Source organism: Castellaniella sp. (assembly GCF_034675845.1).
Lineage (GTDB): Bacteria > Pseudomonadota > Gammaproteobacteria > Burkholderiales > Burkholderiaceae_B > Castellaniella.
The window spans coordinates 268733-284576 of sequence record NZ_JAUCCU010000002.1; the positions used below are offsets into that span (position 1 = coordinate 268733).

The following is a 15844-nucleotide window of genomic DNA, read 5'->3' on the forward strand; positions in this document are numbered from 1 at the left end:
AGGTCACTAAAATAGAGGTAAAACAAAAGGAAAATCACTTTGTTTTGCCTAGGGAAGGTCTGAACAAGTCCCCTGGACCTGTCAGAATGTAGGTTGTTGAACGAGACCCAATCAGGAAGCCCCGATGAGCCAGTTGAGTTTTTCCGACGCCGAATTTGCAGGCAAGCGCAAAGTGACGCGCCGCGAGAAGTTCCTGGCCCAGATGGAACGGGCCGTTCCCTGGAAGGTCTTCGCCGACCTGGTCGAACCGCACTACCCGAAGGCCGGCAACGGCCGTAGGCCTTACCCGTTGGAAGTGATGCTGCGCATCCACTTCATGCAGCAGTGGTTCAACCTGTCGGACCCGGCGATGGAAGAGGCGCTGTACGACAGCACCTCGATACGCAATTTCGCCAAGCTCTCGCTCACGCGTGGCAGCATTCCTGACGAGACGACGATCCTGAACTTTCGTCATCTGCTGGAAAAACACGACATTGCAGCAGACGCACTGGAAGCGGTGAACTTGCTGTTGGCCGATCAGGGCATCACGGTACGCAAGGGCACGATCATCGATGCCACGATCATCGAAGCGCCCAGTTCTACGAAGAACGCCGCAGGCGCGCGGGATCCCGAGATGCATCAGACCAAGAAGGGCAATCAGTGGCACTTTGGCATGAAGGCCCACATTGGCGTGGACATGACCGGCCTGGTGCACACTGTGGTGGGCACGGCAGCCAATGTTCACGATGTCACGCAGGCCCATGCGCTGCTGCACGGTGAAGAAGAATTGGTGCTGGGCGATGCGGGCTACCGAGGAGTCCAGGATCGAGAGGAAAACCAGAGTCGCAACGTGCAGTGGCACATTGCCATGCGTCCGGGCAAACGCCGTGCGCTGGGCAAGAGCAACATGGGGCGGATGCTGGAGTCCTACGAACGAGCCAAGGCCAGCCTGCGCTCGCGGGTGGAGCATCCGTTTCGGGTGATCAAATGCCAGTTTGGATTTACCAAGGTGCGCTATCGGGGGCTGGCCAAGAACACGGCGCAGCTGAAGATGCTGTTTACGTTGGCAAACCTGTGGAAGGTGCGCCACCATTTGATGGCTACGGCGGGATAGGTGCGCCCGAAATGGGCGTAGAGGGCCCAAAACGGGCCTGTCAGGGCGGAAATCACCCTGATTCTGGCCTATTTTTGAGCAAAAGTTCTGCATTATGAAATTCAGGTCGATTGGGCTGGAAAAACAGATTCTGAAACCGGCTTGATCAGACCTTCCCTAGTCGTCAGTCAGGCCCCCAGACCTCAATGGTTTACAGTGCAAGTCATTTGAAAAGGTGTTTATATGGGTATCTCGATAGGTGGAAGTTTTCCTCCGTTAGCGGCAGGGCTTAAGGTCAATCGATTCATGACTGAATGTGATCGGGCCAGGCGGCAGTGTGTACTAAGCGTTGTTATATCGTACGTAAAAGCGTACTATTTAAGCGTATTTGGAGATTTATCATGTCCACAACTCTGACTGCGACTGAAGCACGGGCGAATCTCTACCGCCTTATCGACCAAACTGCCGAGTCCCACCAGCCCATCCGAATTGCGGGTAAACGTACCAGTGCCGTACTGATCTCGGAAGCCGATTGGGATGCCATTCAAGAAACCCTGTACTTGATCTCTGTGCCAGGAATGCGTGAATCTATCAAAGAGGGCATGGCAGAACCACTGGAAAAAAGCGCCAAGGCGCTAGAGTGGTAAGCTGGCAGGTCGTTTTTTCGCGGGCAGCGTCCAAAGACGCGAAAAAAGTAGCTGCCGCTGGCTTTAAAGCCAAAGTGCAAGCGTTGATTTCAATTCTTGGAATTGATCCATTTCAGGATCCACCGCCTTACGAAAAATTAGTTGGTGATCTGTCCGGAGCCTATTCACGCCGCATCAACATTCAGCACCGTTTGGTATACGAGGTATTTACCCAAGAACGTACTGTTCGTGTGTTAAGAATGTGGACGCACTACGAGTAGTCGGTAGCCTATCAGACCATCGCCCCCGGGGCCAATCCCGCCAGAGCAAGCTGCGCCTGTGCCATCAAATCCCGGCTGGCGGATTCCTGGGCCGGATTGGCTGTATCCGCTGGCTTGTTCAGGCTGTTGCGCAGCGCCCGGTAGATGGCCTGCCAGCAGCGGCGGGCAAGGTCCGGTTCCCAGCTATCCAGTTTGTGCGTCTGGCATTCATCGGCCAGGTGGCGGGCCAGGGGATAGGGGGCTGCGCCTGCCGCCAGTCCCGGCAGGGCTTCCAATAGGGCCAGGCGGGCCAGAAAACGGTCGCGTCCGGCCCAGGTGGTTTCAATCAGGGTTTGATACGCCGCCAGGGCTTGTTCGGGGTGCCCGGCGGCCAGGGCGGCCTGGGCCTGCTGCTGTGTCTGGCCGGGGCGGTCCAGGGGGGCGCTGCTCCCGGCTTCGCGTTCGGCCCTGCTGCTGGCCAGCCATTGGCGGGTGGCTTCGTCGGCAAAGGGCGTGCCATCCGAAAAAGCCAGGTGTTCGATGTTCGGCAGTCTTTGGGTGAAAGACAGGGCGTGTTCGATGACTTTCTGGCGCAGGGGGGCACCGGCCGCCCCCATCAGGGCAAAGCCCCTGGCTGATTCGCGGTCCAGGTCCAGCCAGTAGGGGAACGTACCCAGGCGAGATTCGCAGAATTCGACCAGGCCATCGGGATTGCTGTTTTGCATGATGGTGCCAAAGGCATCCTGGATGGCCACGGGGGGGGCCATCAGGGCGGTCAGACCCTGTTGGGCCGGGGGGGATTCCAAAATCGTGCAACGTGCCGTCAAGCGGCACAGATCCACACTGATGGGGTTGAGCGGGTTGAGCGTGCGCAACGAGCCGTTGATCTGAGCAATGTATTCCAATGCAGGACGCAGGGCCTGGATGGCGGCATCGGGACTATCCAGGGGCTGGGTGCCATTGGCTGTTGGTGCAAAACCGGGGGCTGTCGCAGGGGCGGCAGCAGTGGCAGTGGGTATGGCTGTCGCAGCAGGGATTGCTGGGCTGCCGGGTGCCGTTGTGGATGGGGAAGGACTGGCTTGCGCCGTGGCGATGGGGGGTGAAACGGCCTCCGGCGCGTCAACCGGATCGGGTTCTTCTGTGGGTAGGCGGCGAATCTGCTGCATCAGTGCCTGCAGCGGGGGGCTGTCGGGGTCCAGTTCGGCCAGGCGGGCATCCAGGGATTGGATATCGGCCAGCATGGCGGCATGGAAGGCGACAGGCAATGGGGCAAGATCCTGTTGTTCCAGCCAGCCACTGGCCCGTTCGATGCCCCAGATCAGGGCATTGCGCCGCCCGCGCAGGCGCTTGAGGGGGGGCTGGGCGCTGTCCCAGAACTGGGCGACGAGTTGTTCGTAAAGGTGCAGCCCGGCAGCCAGCCCATCAATGCCGTGGTGGTGTATCCAGGCGGCCGACAGCCAGGCGGCCACCATGAAATCCTTGCTTTGTTCGGCCAATATCCGGCTGGCCAGCGTTTCGATTTTGGTCCAGTCGATCTGCCCGTCGCTGGTGGGGCTGGCCATTTTTTCGATTTCGCTGGAGAGCGCCTCGTAGGCTTCGCCGTCGCGGATGTCGGTGCCGCCAGGGGCTTGTTCGGAGATGGCGTGTAGTAAGGGCTCTGTATTGATCGTCGTCATGTTGTGTGTCGTCAGGCCGGGGGAGATTATCCCAGGCGGATGAGGGCGACATCATCGGGTTCGCCATCAGGCAGGCTGCCGATGGCCAGCAAATCCGGGTCGCCCTCCAAGCGTACATAGTAACGCTCGTCTGCGGGGATGAGATTGCGCAGGCCCCACGCCTCGAAGGCAGTATCGGCCACCGTGAATTGCAGGCCTCTGAGTTCGTACTGGTTATCGGTGGTCGATGGCAGGCCGCCTTTGGGGCCCACGGCATGAAAATCGATCTTTGCCTGATTGCCGGCCACCCCGACCAAGGCGCCTGAGGCGGTGTGACCAGGTTGAGGATGGGTTTCCAGCCAGACCCCCAGGCGTTCATGGGCATGCAGGCCCAGTTGAGCCGGCCAGCGCGGCGCAATCGGGGCGTAGGCACGGGCGATGAGCTTTGCAGGCCAGCCCGCCGACAGTGGCGTCCAATCGTCCAGCACGGCCAGTCCCGGCATGGCTTGCGGTGCATCGGGCGTATCGTCCGTCAGCAGTGTGAAACCGTTGATGGCATGGCCCGCCTGGGTCTGCAGCATCAGTCTGAACAAGGCCAGGTCGCGGCGCAGGGCCGGATCGGCATAGCGGTTGGCCGCGCCAAAGACCACGGTGACGGCGGCGTTTGCGCTGGCCGCTTCCTGGGCGGCGGCCAACCAGGCCAGGCCCTGGGGCCAGCGTTGCCCCCGGATAGGCAGGCCGTAGGGCTTGAGTTGCAGCGCAGCGGCCTGGGCTGCGTGTTCGTCATCGGAGAGGTTGATGAACCAGGCACATTTTTCGGTCATGTCGGGAGCGGGCGCCTAAGCAAAGTGTGCAGTGAACTGGCCCTGCTCGTCCACCCCCAGTTGGGCTTGGCTGAGCTCCTGGGCATTGGCCATGTGCGTGAGCAGGGTATTGGACAGCAGTGGCAGCAGCGTGCCGCGCAAAATAAAGTCGATGTTGCGCGCGCCAGTGTCGACCTCGGTGCAGCGCTGGGTGATGGCGTCCACCACGGCATCGCTGATTTCCAGACGGATTTTGTTGTTTTGCAGCATGCGGCGGGCGAGCTTGTCGAGCTTCAGGCGGACAATGCCCTGCAGCGCGTCGGTATTCAGGGTCAGGAAGGGCACAATCGTCATGCGGGCCAGCAAGGCGGGTTTGAAGTGCTGCGACAGAATGGGTCGGATGGCCGCCTGAATGGCCTCTAGGGGCGGGTGCTCGTCCCCTGAGCAGAGTTCAGTGATCACGTCCAGGCCCAGATTGGACGTCAGGAACACCACCGTGTTGCGGAAATTGATTTCGCGGCCCTCGCCGTCGGACAACACGCCCTTGTCGAAGACTTGATAAAACAGGTTGACGACATCCAGGTGGGCTTTTTCGACCTCGTCCAGCAGCACTACCGAATATGGCCGCTGACGCACGGCCTCGGTCAGCACACCACCCTCGCCATAGCCCACGTAGCCGGGGGGCGAACCCACCAGTCGGCTGACCGTGTGCTTTTCCTGGAATTCGCTCATGTTGATGGTGACGATGGATTGCTCGCCGCCGAACACGGTATCGGCAATCGACAGTGCGGTTTCGGTCTTGCCGGTGCCTGATGGCCCGACCAGCAAAAAGACCCCCATGGGCTGATCAGGATCACGCAGGCCGGATCGAGCTGATTTCAGGACTTCGGCAATCGTGTTCAGGGCATGATCCTGGCCTCGGATGCGGGTTTTCAGCGTGTCTTCGAGACCCAGAGCGGCAGAGGCCTGGTCGCGCATCATCTTGCCCAGCGGAATGCCTGTTCGGTCGGAAACGACCTTGGCAATCGTGTCGCCAGAGACGTCAATGAAAATGAGTTTTTCCTGAGTCTGCAAGGCGTCCAGGGCCTGCTCGGCCTGGATGAGTTCGGTCTCGATGGCTGCCGGATCGCGAGGCGTGGCGGCATCGGCAACGGGGGGGGCATCACTAGCCTGTGTGTCTAGGGCTTCGTCGCTTGCCGCACCGGTGCTTGTGGTGGCGGCTGCAGTCGCCTGGCTGCGCTCTGCGCGTAGCGCCAGCACGCGATGGGCGGCATCGGCCTGTGTCTGGAAGCGTAGTCGTGCGGCGGTCAGCTGGGTCTGCGTATCGGCCAGGGATTGTTCGATTTCGTCCAGTCGGCTTGTGTCGGTGGGTACGCGGTTGGCTATGTCGCGCAGCAGGCCGGTTTTTTCGCGTTCCAGCATTTGTTGCTGGCGTTCCAGATCCTCGATGAAGTCGGGCTTGGAAGACAGGTTGATCTTGATGCGGGCGCAGGCGGTGTCCAGCAGGTCGATGGCCTTGTCGGGCAGTTGGCGTCCCGTGATATAGCGGTTCGAGAGCTCGGCGGCGGCGGCCAGGGCTTCTTCGCGGATGATGACTTGGTGAACTTGTTCGTAGCGCGGCTTGAGGCCACGTAAAATTTGCACGGCCATGTCCACGCTGGGTTCGTCCAGCTTGACCAGTTCGAAGCGTCGCGCCAGGGCGGCGTCTTTTTCAAAGTATTTTTTGTATTCGCTCCAGGTGGTGGCAGCGATGGTGCGTAGTTCGCCGCGCGCCAGAGCGGGTTTCAGGAGGTTTGCTGCATCACTGGAACCGGCTGCACCGCCTGCCCCGATCAGGGTGTGGGCTTCGTCGATGAATAGGATGATGGGCGTGGGGGATGCCTTGATTTCGGTGATCACGCCACGCAGGCGGTTTTCAAATTCGCCCTTGACGCCGGCACCGGCCTCCAGGGCACCCATGTCCAGGCCCAGAATGGTGACATCTTGCAGCAGATCGGGGACATCGCCTTCGGCGATCCGTACCGCCAGGCCTTCGATGACGGCGGTTTTGCCGACGCCGGGATCGCCCACGCAGATTGGGTTGTTCTTGCGGCGACGCGCCAGGATGTCGACCATCTGGCGGATTTCCGGATCGCGGCCGAAGACCGGATCGATCTTGCCGTCGCGGGCCTTGGCGGTGAAGTCTTCGCAAAAGCGCTGGATGGCCGTGCCGCCGCGGCCATCGGGGCCGGCTGCCGGGGCGCCAGCACCGCCGCTGGCGCCGCCAGCGGCGGTGGCCATGCCGGTCTCGCGGGATTGGGCGGCAACCGTGCCCAGCAGTTGGATGACCCGGTCTTTGTCTAGGTGTTCCAGCAAGGCGCCATAGGTGCTGTTGGCATAAAAGGATGTCCGGGCGGTAAATGCCGCCAGCAGGGCACCCGAGCGGATGGATGATTCGAAGAGATCGACCGATGCGATCATCCAGGCATCGGAGAACAGATCCGGCAACAGGGGCGAGAACTGGGGCCGCGCGCCGTTGCCGGTTTTAAAGGATTCCAGGGATTGTTCCAGCGCCCGCTGCAAGCGACCGGGGTCAATGTCGGCCTGGCGCAGGATCAGCCGGGTATCGCCGTTGGGGTCGTCGAGCAAGCGCACCAGCAGATGCTCGATGGTGATTTCGTAGTGGGTGCGATTCAGGCATAGGCCTGCCGCATTTTCCAGGGCGTCACGGCAAGCGGGGTTGAGACGCTCGACCAGGGATCTGAACTCGACGATTTGCATGTACGGCTACCTGGAAAAATTAAAAATAGGGAGGAAGGTCCCGCAGCACAAGGCTTGGGGGAGAAAAACAGCCAGGCACTGGGCCTGGCTGTTGGGGAAAGACTGGATCAGGACTTTGGAGCGTTCCAGGAATCCTGAGCTTCGATGCCATCGGGTGTGAAGGTTTCGATGATGGTCTCGTAGGTGAAGGACACGGCTTCCATGTGGCCCATGGACTTATTGGCCGGATCCAGGCAGATCGGGACAAATTTGTGCATGGAGGTGATGATGGCGTTTTTGATCTCTACCGTGTAGTAGAGCTCTTCTTTGCCTTGTGGTGAAATTCGATAGTATTCAAGCTTGGCGTCGGTCAGTTGTTCGCCCGAGGTCAATGCCTGAAAGAGCTTGGGCGAGGACTTATCGATTTCCTTGGTGATGGTCAGGGGACCATGGATACGCTTGCCGGTAGGCAGGCCCGTCTGGATGGACTTCGGGATTTCGATGGTGTGATCGACTGCTTGGACAAGAATGGTATTTTCATGGCCCTGGATTGTGCAACTGCCGTCGATTTTGCCTTGAGTTTGACCTGTGAGGGTCAGGTAACCGGGCATTGGCATGGTGGTTTCTCCTTAGAGGAATGTTTGCCGGCCGAAGCCGGCGTTCAGGGTTTATTTTTGGTCGAGCTTGCCCACCAGGGATAGGGTGAACGAGGCGCCCATATATTTGAAATGTGGGCGTACCAGCATGGAAACGCGGTACCAACCGGGATCGCCTTCTACGTCTTCGACATTGATCTGGGCGGTGCGCAAAGGTCGGCGGCTGCGAACCTCTGGTCCCGGAGCATCCATGTCGGCGACATACTGGCGGATCCAGTTGTTTAGTTCACCTTCTAGGTCTGCGCGTTCCTTCCATGTACCAATATTTTCACGTTGTAACACTTTGATATAGTGTGCCAAGCGACTGACCACGAAAATATAGGGCAATTGGGTGCCGAGTTTATAGTTGGTCTCGGCTTCTTTACCTTCTTTGGTATTGCCAAAGAATTTGGGTTTTTGGCAGGAGTTGGCCGAGAAAAACGCAGCATTGTCGCTGTTCTTGCGCATGGCCAGGCCAATAAAGCCCTGTTCGGCCAATTCGAATTCCCGGCGTTCGGAAATCAGGACCTCGGTGGGGATCTTGGTCTGGATCTCGCCCATGGCCTGGAAGTTGTAGATCGGGAGATCGCCCACCGTGCCGCCGCCTTGTGGCCCGATAATATTGGCGCACCAGCGGTAGTCGGCGAAACTGGCCGTCAGGCGCGAGGCGAAGGCAAAGGCGGCGTTGCCCCACAGAAAGGCATTATTGCCTGCCGTGACGTCTTCTTCGTAGTTGAATTTCTTGGAAGGTGTGGTGTCGTTGCCATAGGGCGTGCGCAGCAGGAAATGTGGCAGCACCAGCCCGACGTTGCGTGCGTCTTCGCTTTCGCGAAAGCCGTTCCATTTTGTGTATTGCGGCATCTCGAAGATCGAGGACAGGTCCTTGAGGTCGGGAAGCTTGGCGAAGTCGTCCAACCCGAAGAACTGCGAGCCGGCAGCGGCAATGAATGGGGCGTGGGACATGGATGCCACGCTGGCGCAGTATTGCAGAAGCTTGACGTCGGAAGATCCTGGCCCGAATTCGTAGTTGGCGATGATGGCCCCGAACGGCTGGCCACCAAATTGGCCGAATTCGGCGGTATAGCAGTTTTTGTAGAGGCCGGATTTGGTGACCTCTGGGGAATCCTCGAAATCACTGAGCAGATCGTCTTTGCTGACGTTCATGATCTGGATCTTGATGTTTTCGCGGAAATTGGTGCGGTCGATCAGGAACTTCAGCGAGCGCCAAGAGGATTCCATGCGCTGAAAGTCCGGGTGATGCAGAATTTCATCGACCTGGCGGCAGAGTTTTTTGTCCAGTTCCGCGATCATGTCATCGGCCAGCGATGCCGTGATGCGGTCTGTGGCCCGGGCGGGGTCCAGCAGGGACGAAATAAAGGTCTGAATGCCTTGGCGGGTGATTGCGTAGGACTCGTCACCGGGGCGTACCCGGGTGGTCTCCAGTAGCTGGTCGATCAGGGATCCGCTGGCTTCCTGGGGGCTGGTTTGTTCCTGTTTTGCGGCTTCTTCGCTCATGCTTACATCCTGCGTGGTGTTCGATGGGGCCCCGTGCAACGGGGGTATGCAGAAGATTTATTGTTTGTCTTCGATGTCGAGTTCTTTCAATAGCCGTTCGCGGGCAGCGTCGTCTTGGACGAGTTCCTGAAGTTTTTTGCGGAAGTCGGGAATATTGCCCAAGGGACCTTTAAGAGCTTTCAAGGCACCGCGCAATTCGACGATGGAGCGCAATTCCGGGACTTTTTCGACAATGCTGTCGGGCTGAAAATCCGCCAGCGATTCGAATTTCAGATTAACCGGGATATTGTCTTCGGAGCCGGGCTCCAGGCGGTTCGGGACCGAGAGATCCAGTGACAGGTTCTGGGCCTTGAGGACGTCGTTGTAGTTGTCCTTGTCGACGTTGATGGGCGCGCGATCCTCGACGCTGCGGTCATCGGCGCTTTGGGTGAAGTCGCCAAGAATCAGGAGCTTGAGAGGTAATTCGACTTCGGCATGGGCATCACCAGTAGCTGGCTTATAGGTGATATTGACGCGTTCTTTTGGGGCGACGGATCCTTCTGTGGCCATGTGTGTCTCCTGTAATGGCTAGCCCGATGGTGCAGGGCATGAAAATTTTGGCGCGAGATGCTTGGTTTTGTCAATGTTTTAAGTAGGGTTACTTTCTGTTGGCGGGATTTTTAAAGTCCGGCCAATCAGGATCAGGTTGTCATTTTTAATATGGTTGAGCTTTTGCAGAGCCTCTATGGTCGTGCCGTAATGCCGGGCAAGTGAATACAGAGTATCACCGACCAAGACCTTGTGGGTGCGTTCTGGAGGCGCTGGTTTGGGCGGCGGTGGCGGCGGTGGTTCAGGCGCCTGCACCGGGTCGGGTTCGGGGAGGGGGTTCAGCAACAGATCTGCGCGCTGCTGGATATACAGCGGCAGGGTGGATGCTGTTTGACGGGGAGGGCCCGCAGTCCAGCATTGCCCGACCCGATCCGGAATTTTCAAGGCGACGCGGGCCGGAGTGACCCCAACCCCGGCGGCGGGAGTATCGGTCTCGGCCAGGTAGCTGAGTTGGTCTGCCATGGCCAGCAACTGGTCGGCGCCTGTGAAGTCATAGCGCACGTGGATGGTACGTACATCCAGCGCATCCAGGCGGGCTTGGGATTGCGGGAAATCTGCCGGGGTAAAAATATGTTCGCCGTCCTTGAAATCGGTCAGGAATCTGGCCATGCCCATGGGGCCGGGATAACGCTGGGTCAGGGTCAGATCGTCGATGTCAATGCGCAGCGTCACATCGCCGCATTGTTCAGGTGACCAGTCGAAGCTATTGGTGACCGCCATATTGAAGTTGTCCAGCGTGACTTCTTGCTGCGAGCATTGGATGGACAGGATGGCGGCGTAGGGCTGGGCTTTGGCCCCTTCGTTGACGCCCAGGGGGCGTGCCGTGATCAGGATGTTGGCGCTTTTGCCCTTGACGGCCTCGGCCTGCTTGGTCTTGACGACGGATTCCACCCGGGTATTGACCGAGCGATTGAGAAAGGGCAGGAAATCCGCATTCAGCGGGGCCTTGTAGCCGTCTTTGACCAGCAGGCTGAAGCCGCTGGCCTGACGCTGAACAAAGGGTTTCAGTGGTCCATCGGCAAATGCCCAGACAGAGCCCTGATCACCGAACAGTTGGTCGTTGGCCTCGCGTGAGCTGACGGCCAGTTGGGTTTTCCAGAGCACATCGTGTTCCCAGGCTTGCTGGATGTGGCAAGAGGCCTGTTCCAGGGCGTATTGCGTGAGGATGCGCAAAGGTCCGCCCACGAGTTTCCAGATCATCTGGTCATCGGGCTGGTTATAGCCGGATGCTTTCCGAAAGGCGTTGAGGCTATCTTGGGCCGTTTGCAGGTCGGAACTGGCGGCTTTTGGGTTGGTGCCCAGGCTGAAGTAGTCGGCGGATAGTTGATAGGCCTGACCTGTGCCTTCCAGTGCCTTGGCGGCGGCTACGTCGAATTGCTTGGCGTAGTCGGAAAATGCCTGGACCCCCTGGATGGACCGGTTGAGCGTAGTGCCAGCCGCCGCGGTGACGTGGCCTTTGATTTCCGGGTGCAGGATGCGGGTGCCGATGGTATTGATGGTCTGGATGATGGCCGAGGCCTTGTCCAGCGAAATATTATCGCTGGACACCCGGCGCTGTGTGCTGAATTCGCGCGAAAACTGCAGCCAGCCAGGTAGCTCGGTATCCGGTGTGCCTGCGAACTCAGCGTTCAGGCGGTCGAAAAACAGATAGTAGGGGCTGGTGACGGTGTCGACGCGGGTGACCAGATCGCGCCAGGCGGGCTCATTGGTGATGAGCTGTTCGCCCTGATCGAACGACCAGGCGAAGCTGCGCCAGGTGTTCAGGCGCTCGCTGGCGTACCAGGCCTCGAAGGCGCCTTTCTTGAACTGGAAATCGGTGGATTGGTTCAGGGCCTGGCCGATTTCGTCCAGTTGTTTTTCGATGCGTTGGTAGCCGACCAGGGTCATGGCTGGCGGGATTTCATTGTGGTTGGTGCCCTGGGAACCGGGCAGCCAGAAGTCGCGTAGCGCAACTGGGCTGAGTCCGGACTGGTGATTGGCCCAGGATAGCAGCCAGGGGAAATGGTCTGTCTGGTCGATGGCCTGCTGCAGCAACGTGCGGTCAGAGGTGGCGGTGTCTTCCAGCCAGGGGGCGTTGGTGGGGCTCCAGGCCTTGAAGGCAGCCGCCATTTGGGCCGGAGCGCCATCCAATGAAGAAGGCAGGTCCAGCCCTAATGTGGCGGTGATCTGCTCGGGTGCCTGGGGCATCTTCAGCAGTTGCTCGTAATCGGCGCCCTGGATGCGGGCCTGGGTCTGGTTGATGTTGCGGGTCAGGGTGAGGATGGCGGCTGAATATGCCTGTTCATGTGCCGGGTCGTCCTGCTGCAGGGCCGGGATAATGACCTCGCGGCGGTTGCGTTCCAGTAGTTCGCGGTAGCCATCCACATAATTCGATTTGATGTCGTTCTCTAGGCCGATCAAATCCGGGCTGAAAGCCAGCCAGCGGGTGGCCCATTGCTGCTCGTGGTCGTCGATCAGGTTGATGATGCTGAGCATGCCTCGCAATGCCTGAATGCGCTCTTGGGCGGGCTGGTCCTTATTCAGTGAGGTCTTGGGGTAGGCATCACGGATTTGCAGCAAGCTGGTGCGGGTCTGGTAGTAGGACACCAGGAGGAATCCCAGGGCTGCCAGGCACAGGCAGAGCCAGGTGAGTGTGGCAAGGTTGCGTGTGGCTTGCCGCCAGCGGTCGACGATGATGGTAGGCTGCCAGGCACTGCGGTCAGCGGGCAGCACATATTCAAATACGTCATGCAGAAACAGCCCCTTGCGCACGGGCACCGGCCTGGTGTTGCCGGTTTTCTGATCCAGAATATCCGGCCAGTGCTGGCCATCCTGGTGGGCGCTGGTCAAAAAGATACCGCGCAACAGGGGTTGCTCCAGGTAGGGGCTATTGCCCATGCTGGCAGCCAGGAATTGCTTCAGTCCGGCACGCAGGCGTTCGATTTCGTCAGGAAAGAGCAGCAGTTCGGGGCTGAGATCCAGCCCTTGGACAGCAGTATCCAGGCGCAATTGGCGCAAGCGTGCGGTGATCTGGTCGATGGCCTGGTCGGCGAAGCGGGCTTCGGCGCCATCGCCATCTGCCAAAACACCGGTAAAGCCCATGGCTTGGCTGAGCTGGCTGGTGGACAGGACCTTGGACCAGGCTTCGAAGCCCGGGATGTGGTCGCACTGGGTGATCAGCAGATGGATGGGGAAACGCCGGTCGAACAGGCGGATCAGTTGGTTGATGTGTTCGCGCAGGGCTTGGCCCTGGCTGGCCAGGGTGTCTTCAGAGGCCTGGATGAGCTGGTCGGCGGTGACGCACAGGACCAGGCCGTTAATCCCTTCCTTGAGGCGGTATTTTGAGAGCAATTCCAGGATGCGATTCCACTCGGCCTGGTCGGTTTCGGTGTTGTCGGCCGCAACATAGCGCCCCGCTGTGTCCAGAATCACGGCGCGATTGAGAAACCACCATTCGCAGTTTTCAGTGGGTTCGATGATGTCTTGGGGGGCCGTGCCGCGCACCAGGCTGCCTGGCCGGGATTGGGTGATGGCGGTGGTCTTGCCGCTGCCAGGCTGACCAATCACCATGTACCAGGGCAGGGCATAGATGGGGTTGCCGTGGCGGCGCAGGCTGGAGCGACGCAACGAGGCGATTGTTTGCTTCCATTTCTGGTTAAGCCGCGTCAGGCCTGCAGGGGTGTCGTTCTGACTGCGCCCGTGGATTTCGGAAGCGGCGAGCTTTGCCCGCGACCGCGTCACGAGCCACAGGCGACGCAAGAGCTTATAACTGAGCCAAATGCCGATGCAGCCGAAGAAAACCGCGAGCGCCCCCCAGGCCGGCCACATGAGATACATGGCCAGAATCCAGCTGAATAAGGCCAAGGCGATGAGTTGCAGGAACCTGAGCAGAAAGGTTTTCATAGGTTGATGGCCTGACGGAATTGCTGGACGGCCTGGGTGAGCTGTGTGTGCATGATCAGCGCCAGCCCCAGCACAAACAGGGGAGGGACCAGAATCAGCAACAGGCGCTGTAGAGAAAACCGTGATCGCAGGCTACGCCGGCCTGATTTGCTTTGAGCAGAGTAGGCGGCAGGGAACATACGGCTATCGGCAGCGGCGTTATGTTGACTGGCCTGAGGCAGCAGGCGGTATTGCTTCATGCGGATGTCGGTGAGGTCTGCCGTATTGGTCGCCGTGCTGTAACGGCCCTGGAATCCCAGGCACAGGCACAGCAGATAGACTTCGCGCAAATCGTGGTCCTGCGGGCCTAATTGGTCCAGGCGTTCGAAGAATTCGCGTCCGGCCATGCCGGTCTGAAAGTACCGGCGCTGCAATAAAAATGGCTGCCAGGCGTGTTCGTCGGCCCAATGGCGCCGCCGGGATATGGTTTCGTCGGCCCAGGCCAGAACAGGGTATAGCGCCGCGCGAAAGCTGTCGGCACTGGCACCTTGGTGCAGGGCCTGGGCATGGCCCTGGTCGATCAACTGGTCTATCGTGCCCGAGAGTTCTTCCGGGGTGATGTCTGACTGGTGTTGAAAGCCCTGTATCCGGGCCAGCAGCAAGGTAAAGCAGTCAACTAATGGCATGGGTCAGCCTCGTAGCACGATGATCTGGGCACGTAGGTCGTCCGGGGCATCAGCCCAGAACAGGCCGATTTCGGCTGCCTGGACGATTTGTTCCCATTCGGCGCTCATTTGTTCGATGCGGAAATAGCGGGCATTGGCGCGTTTTGGGATGCCTTGAGGCGGGGCGCTGAGCTCGATGAGGTCCGTGCCTGGCAGGGCATGGTCGATGAGAGACGGCAAGGCCTTGGGGGCTGCCAGACGGGCCAGCCGCAGGAAGTCCTGCACCGAGCTATCCCATTTTTTAGTCGATTGCAGCATGAGATAAAACCGATTGCGCGCTGCAAAGTGGTCGCGGGCGATAGAGGCCACCCGATAGTCGTCCATGGGTTCCAGCGTCACACGGAATTCGGGGCCAGCGGAGATGTCGTTCAGCAGTCGGCTGATGAGTTGTCGTGCGCTGAGGAAGCAGGCTTGTTGATTGAGGTGGTCGTAGGCGGGCAGGCCAGTATCGTTGGGTTGGTCGCGGCGCCGACCCAGTGCGTCGAAGGCTTCGCTGAAGGTGCTGAGTTCGCCCACGCAGCCACGCAGGACGCCGTATATTTCCCAGGGGTGGATTTGTGGGGTTTCGGCCAGATGGGTCAGGGAGGGAACCTGGCGATTGAGTGCCTGCAGGGCTTGCATCAGCGTGAAGTAGCTGGCGTCCAGTTCTTGTTGCAGATCAGCGGGGATCTTGTATTCGGCCAATTGGCGCATGCGGCCAGAGAGGTCGTCGCGGATATCGCGCAACAGATTTTGCAAGGTGGCCGAGCCCGATAGGTGATAGCAGGGAGGCACGTGGTTGCTGTTGAACTGGATGACGTCATTGGTGCGCTGCAACTGGCCGATGGGAATCAGGTCATAGTCGTCCAGCGCATCGAGTTCAGGGCCGAAAAATACCCGGACGATGTGCTTGATGATGGGGACTTGGGCGACGGGGCCGTCACCGTACAGATCGGGGGTTTCCTGACCATCGGCCTGGGATGCATAGCGGGTAGAAGCCAGGGCCGCGTCATCGAATGCATCGACGACGGTGACGTTGGGATAGGCGACGGCGAGTTTTTTCAGGCCCAGATAAATATCCAGCGGCTGGTCGGTATCTGTCCAGACGGTTTCGAAGGATCTGGGGGCAATGATGGCATTGCCGGGAAATTCGACATAGGTATTGGGCCGGAAGATCAGTTGGGCTTCGCGCACATCGATATGTCGGGCCACCAGGCCTTCCGGGGCGAACTCCAGGCTGCCGACCCCCCAGCCGTAGGGGGAAGCCAACTGATACAGCGGCTTTTGGAGAAACTGCAGGTGCAGGTCTTGGCGCTGCAGGTGCTGGGGTTGCAGAAACAGCCCCTGATGCCAATAGGTTGCAGTGCGAAAATCCATGTGCGAGAT

The 15844-nt window shown here is 59.4% G+C and carries 12 protein-coding genes; 3 read left to right on the plus strand and 9 right to left on the minus strand.

Translation table 11 applies throughout. The features are described from left to right. Positions 1 to 124 precede the first annotated feature (124 nt). The 3 genes from VDP81_RS12895 to VDP81_RS12905 all read left to right on the plus strand — a co-directional run bounded on the left by VDP81_RS12895 (position 125) and on the right by VDP81_RS12905 (position 1979). Positions 125 to 1093 (plus strand): IS5 family transposase, encoded by a 969-nt coding sequence (locus tag VDP81_RS12895; protein WP_323011486.1) that lies wholly within the window; start codon positions 125 to 127, stop codon positions 1091 to 1093. A 380-nt stretch (positions 1094 to 1473) separates the two neighbouring features. Continuing rightward, positions 1474 to 1719, plus strand: coding sequence for a type II toxin-antitoxin system Phd/YefM family antitoxin (locus VDP81_RS12900; protein WP_323012548.1), 246 nt, complete (start codon positions 1474 to 1476; stop codon positions 1717 to 1719). After that, a complete protein-coding gene (locus VDP81_RS12905; RefSeq protein WP_323012549.1) occupies positions 1713 to 1979 on the plus strand; it encodes a Txe/YoeB family addiction module toxin in 267 nt (88 codons plus the stop codon). Before VDP81_RS12900 ends, VDP81_RS12905 begins: the two co-directional genes overlap by 7 nt. Positions 1980 to 1990: 11 nt before the next feature. Here the strand turns inward: VDP81_RS12905 and tssA are convergent, their stop codons facing one another. The 9 genes from tssA to tssK all read right to left on the minus strand — a co-directional run bounded on the left by tssA (position 1991) and on the right by tssK (position 15835). Then, the gene (gene tssA, locus VDP81_RS12910; RefSeq protein ID WP_323012550.1) at positions 1991 to 3634 is read right to left on the minus strand and encodes a type VI secretion system protein TssA; all 1644 of its coding nucleotides are present in this window, start codon (positions 3632 to 3634) and stop codon (positions 1991 to 1993) included. A gap of 26 nt (positions 3635 to 3660) precedes the next feature. After that, positions 3661 to 4437: a hypothetical protein gene (locus tag VDP81_RS12915; protein WP_323012551.1), complete on the minus strand. Its 777-nt coding sequence runs from the start codon at positions 4435 to 4437 to the stop codon at positions 3661 to 3663. A gap of 15 nt (positions 4438 to 4452) precedes the next feature. Then, the gene (gene tssH / locus VDP81_RS12920; protein WP_323012552.1) at positions 4453 to 7176 is read right to left on the minus strand and encodes a type VI secretion system ATPase TssH; all 2724 of its coding nucleotides are present in this window, start codon (positions 7174 to 7176) and stop codon (positions 4453 to 4455) included. Between the two features lie 107 nt (positions 7177 to 7283). Then, positions 7284 to 7772: an Hcp family type VI secretion system effector gene (locus tag VDP81_RS12925; RefSeq protein ID WP_322997253.1), complete on the minus strand. Its 489-nt coding sequence runs from the start codon at positions 7770 to 7772 to the stop codon at positions 7284 to 7286. 51 nt (positions 7773 to 7823) lie between these two features. Continuing rightward, a complete protein-coding gene (tssC, locus tag VDP81_RS12930) occupies positions 7824 to 9305 on the minus strand; it encodes a type VI secretion system contractile sheath large subunit (RefSeq protein WP_322997254.1) in 1482 nt (493 codons plus the stop codon). Between the two features lie 57 nt (positions 9306 to 9362). Beyond that, positions 9363 to 9854 carry a type VI secretion system contractile sheath small subunit gene (gene tssB, locus VDP81_RS12935; protein ID WP_322997255.1) on the minus strand — a complete coding sequence of 164 codons (492 nt, stop codon included), beginning with the start codon at positions 9852 to 9854 and terminating at the stop codon, positions 9363 to 9365. A gap of 78 nt (positions 9855 to 9932) precedes the next feature. Further along, positions 9933 to 13775, minus strand: coding sequence for a type VI secretion protein IcmF/TssM N-terminal domain-containing protein (locus VDP81_RS12940; protein ID WP_323012553.1), 3843 nt, complete (start codon positions 13773 to 13775; stop codon positions 9933 to 9935). Then, positions 13772 to 14440, minus strand: coding sequence for a DotU family type IV/VI secretion system protein (locus VDP81_RS12945; RefSeq protein ID WP_322997257.1), 669 nt, complete (start codon positions 14438 to 14440; stop codon positions 13772 to 13774). Before VDP81_RS12945 ends, VDP81_RS12940 begins: the two co-directional genes overlap by 4 nt. 3 nt (positions 14441 to 14443) lie before the next feature. Continuing rightward, a complete protein-coding gene (gene tssK, locus VDP81_RS12950) occupies positions 14444 to 15835 on the minus strand; it encodes a type VI secretion system baseplate subunit TssK (protein WP_322997258.1) in 1392 nt (463 codons plus the stop codon). Positions 15836 to 15844: the final 9 nt, after the last annotated feature.

Excerpts from the sequence above, each read along its gene's own strand:
- VDP81_RS12940 (WP_323012553.1), bottom strand. The coding sequence starts at position 13,775 with ATGAAAACCTTTCTGCTCAGGTTCCTGCAACTCATCGCCTTGGCCTTA.
- VDP81_RS12900 (WP_323012548.1), top strand. The coding sequence starts at position 1,474 with ATGTCCACAACTCTGACTGCGACTGAAGCACGGGCGAATCTCTACCGC.
- tssK (WP_322997258.1), bottom strand. The coding sequence starts at position 15,835 with ATGGATTTTCGCACTGCAACCTATTGGCATCAGGGGCTGTTTCTGCAA.
- VDP81_RS12915 (WP_323012551.1), bottom strand. The coding sequence starts at position 4,437 with ATGACCGAAAAATGTGCCTGGTTCATCAACCTCTCCGATGACGAACAC.
- tssH (WP_323012552.1), bottom strand. The coding sequence starts at position 7,176 with ATGCAAATCGTCGAGTTCAGATCCCTGGTCGAGCGTCTCAACCCCGCT.
- tssB (WP_322997255.1), bottom strand. The coding sequence starts at position 9,854 with ATGGCCACAGAAGGATCCGTCGCCCCAAAAGAACGCGTCAATATCACC.
- tssA (WP_323012550.1), bottom strand. The coding sequence starts at position 3,634 with ATGACGACGATCAATACAGAGCCCTTACTACACGCCATCTCCGAACAA.
- VDP81_RS12895 (WP_323011486.1), top strand. The coding sequence starts at position 125 with ATGAGCCAGTTGAGTTTTTCCGACGCCGAATTTGCAGGCAAGCGCAAA.
- VDP81_RS12925 (WP_322997253.1), bottom strand. The coding sequence starts at position 7,772 with ATGCCAATGCCCGGTTACCTGACCCTCACAGGTCAAACTCAAGGCAAA.
- VDP81_RS12945 (WP_322997257.1), bottom strand. The coding sequence starts at position 14,440 with ATGCCATTAGTTGACTGCTTTACCTTGCTGCTGGCCCGGATACAGGGC.
- tssC (WP_322997254.1), bottom strand. The coding sequence starts at position 9,305 with ATGAGCGAAGAAGCCGCAAAACAGGAACAAACCAGCCCCCAGGAAGCC.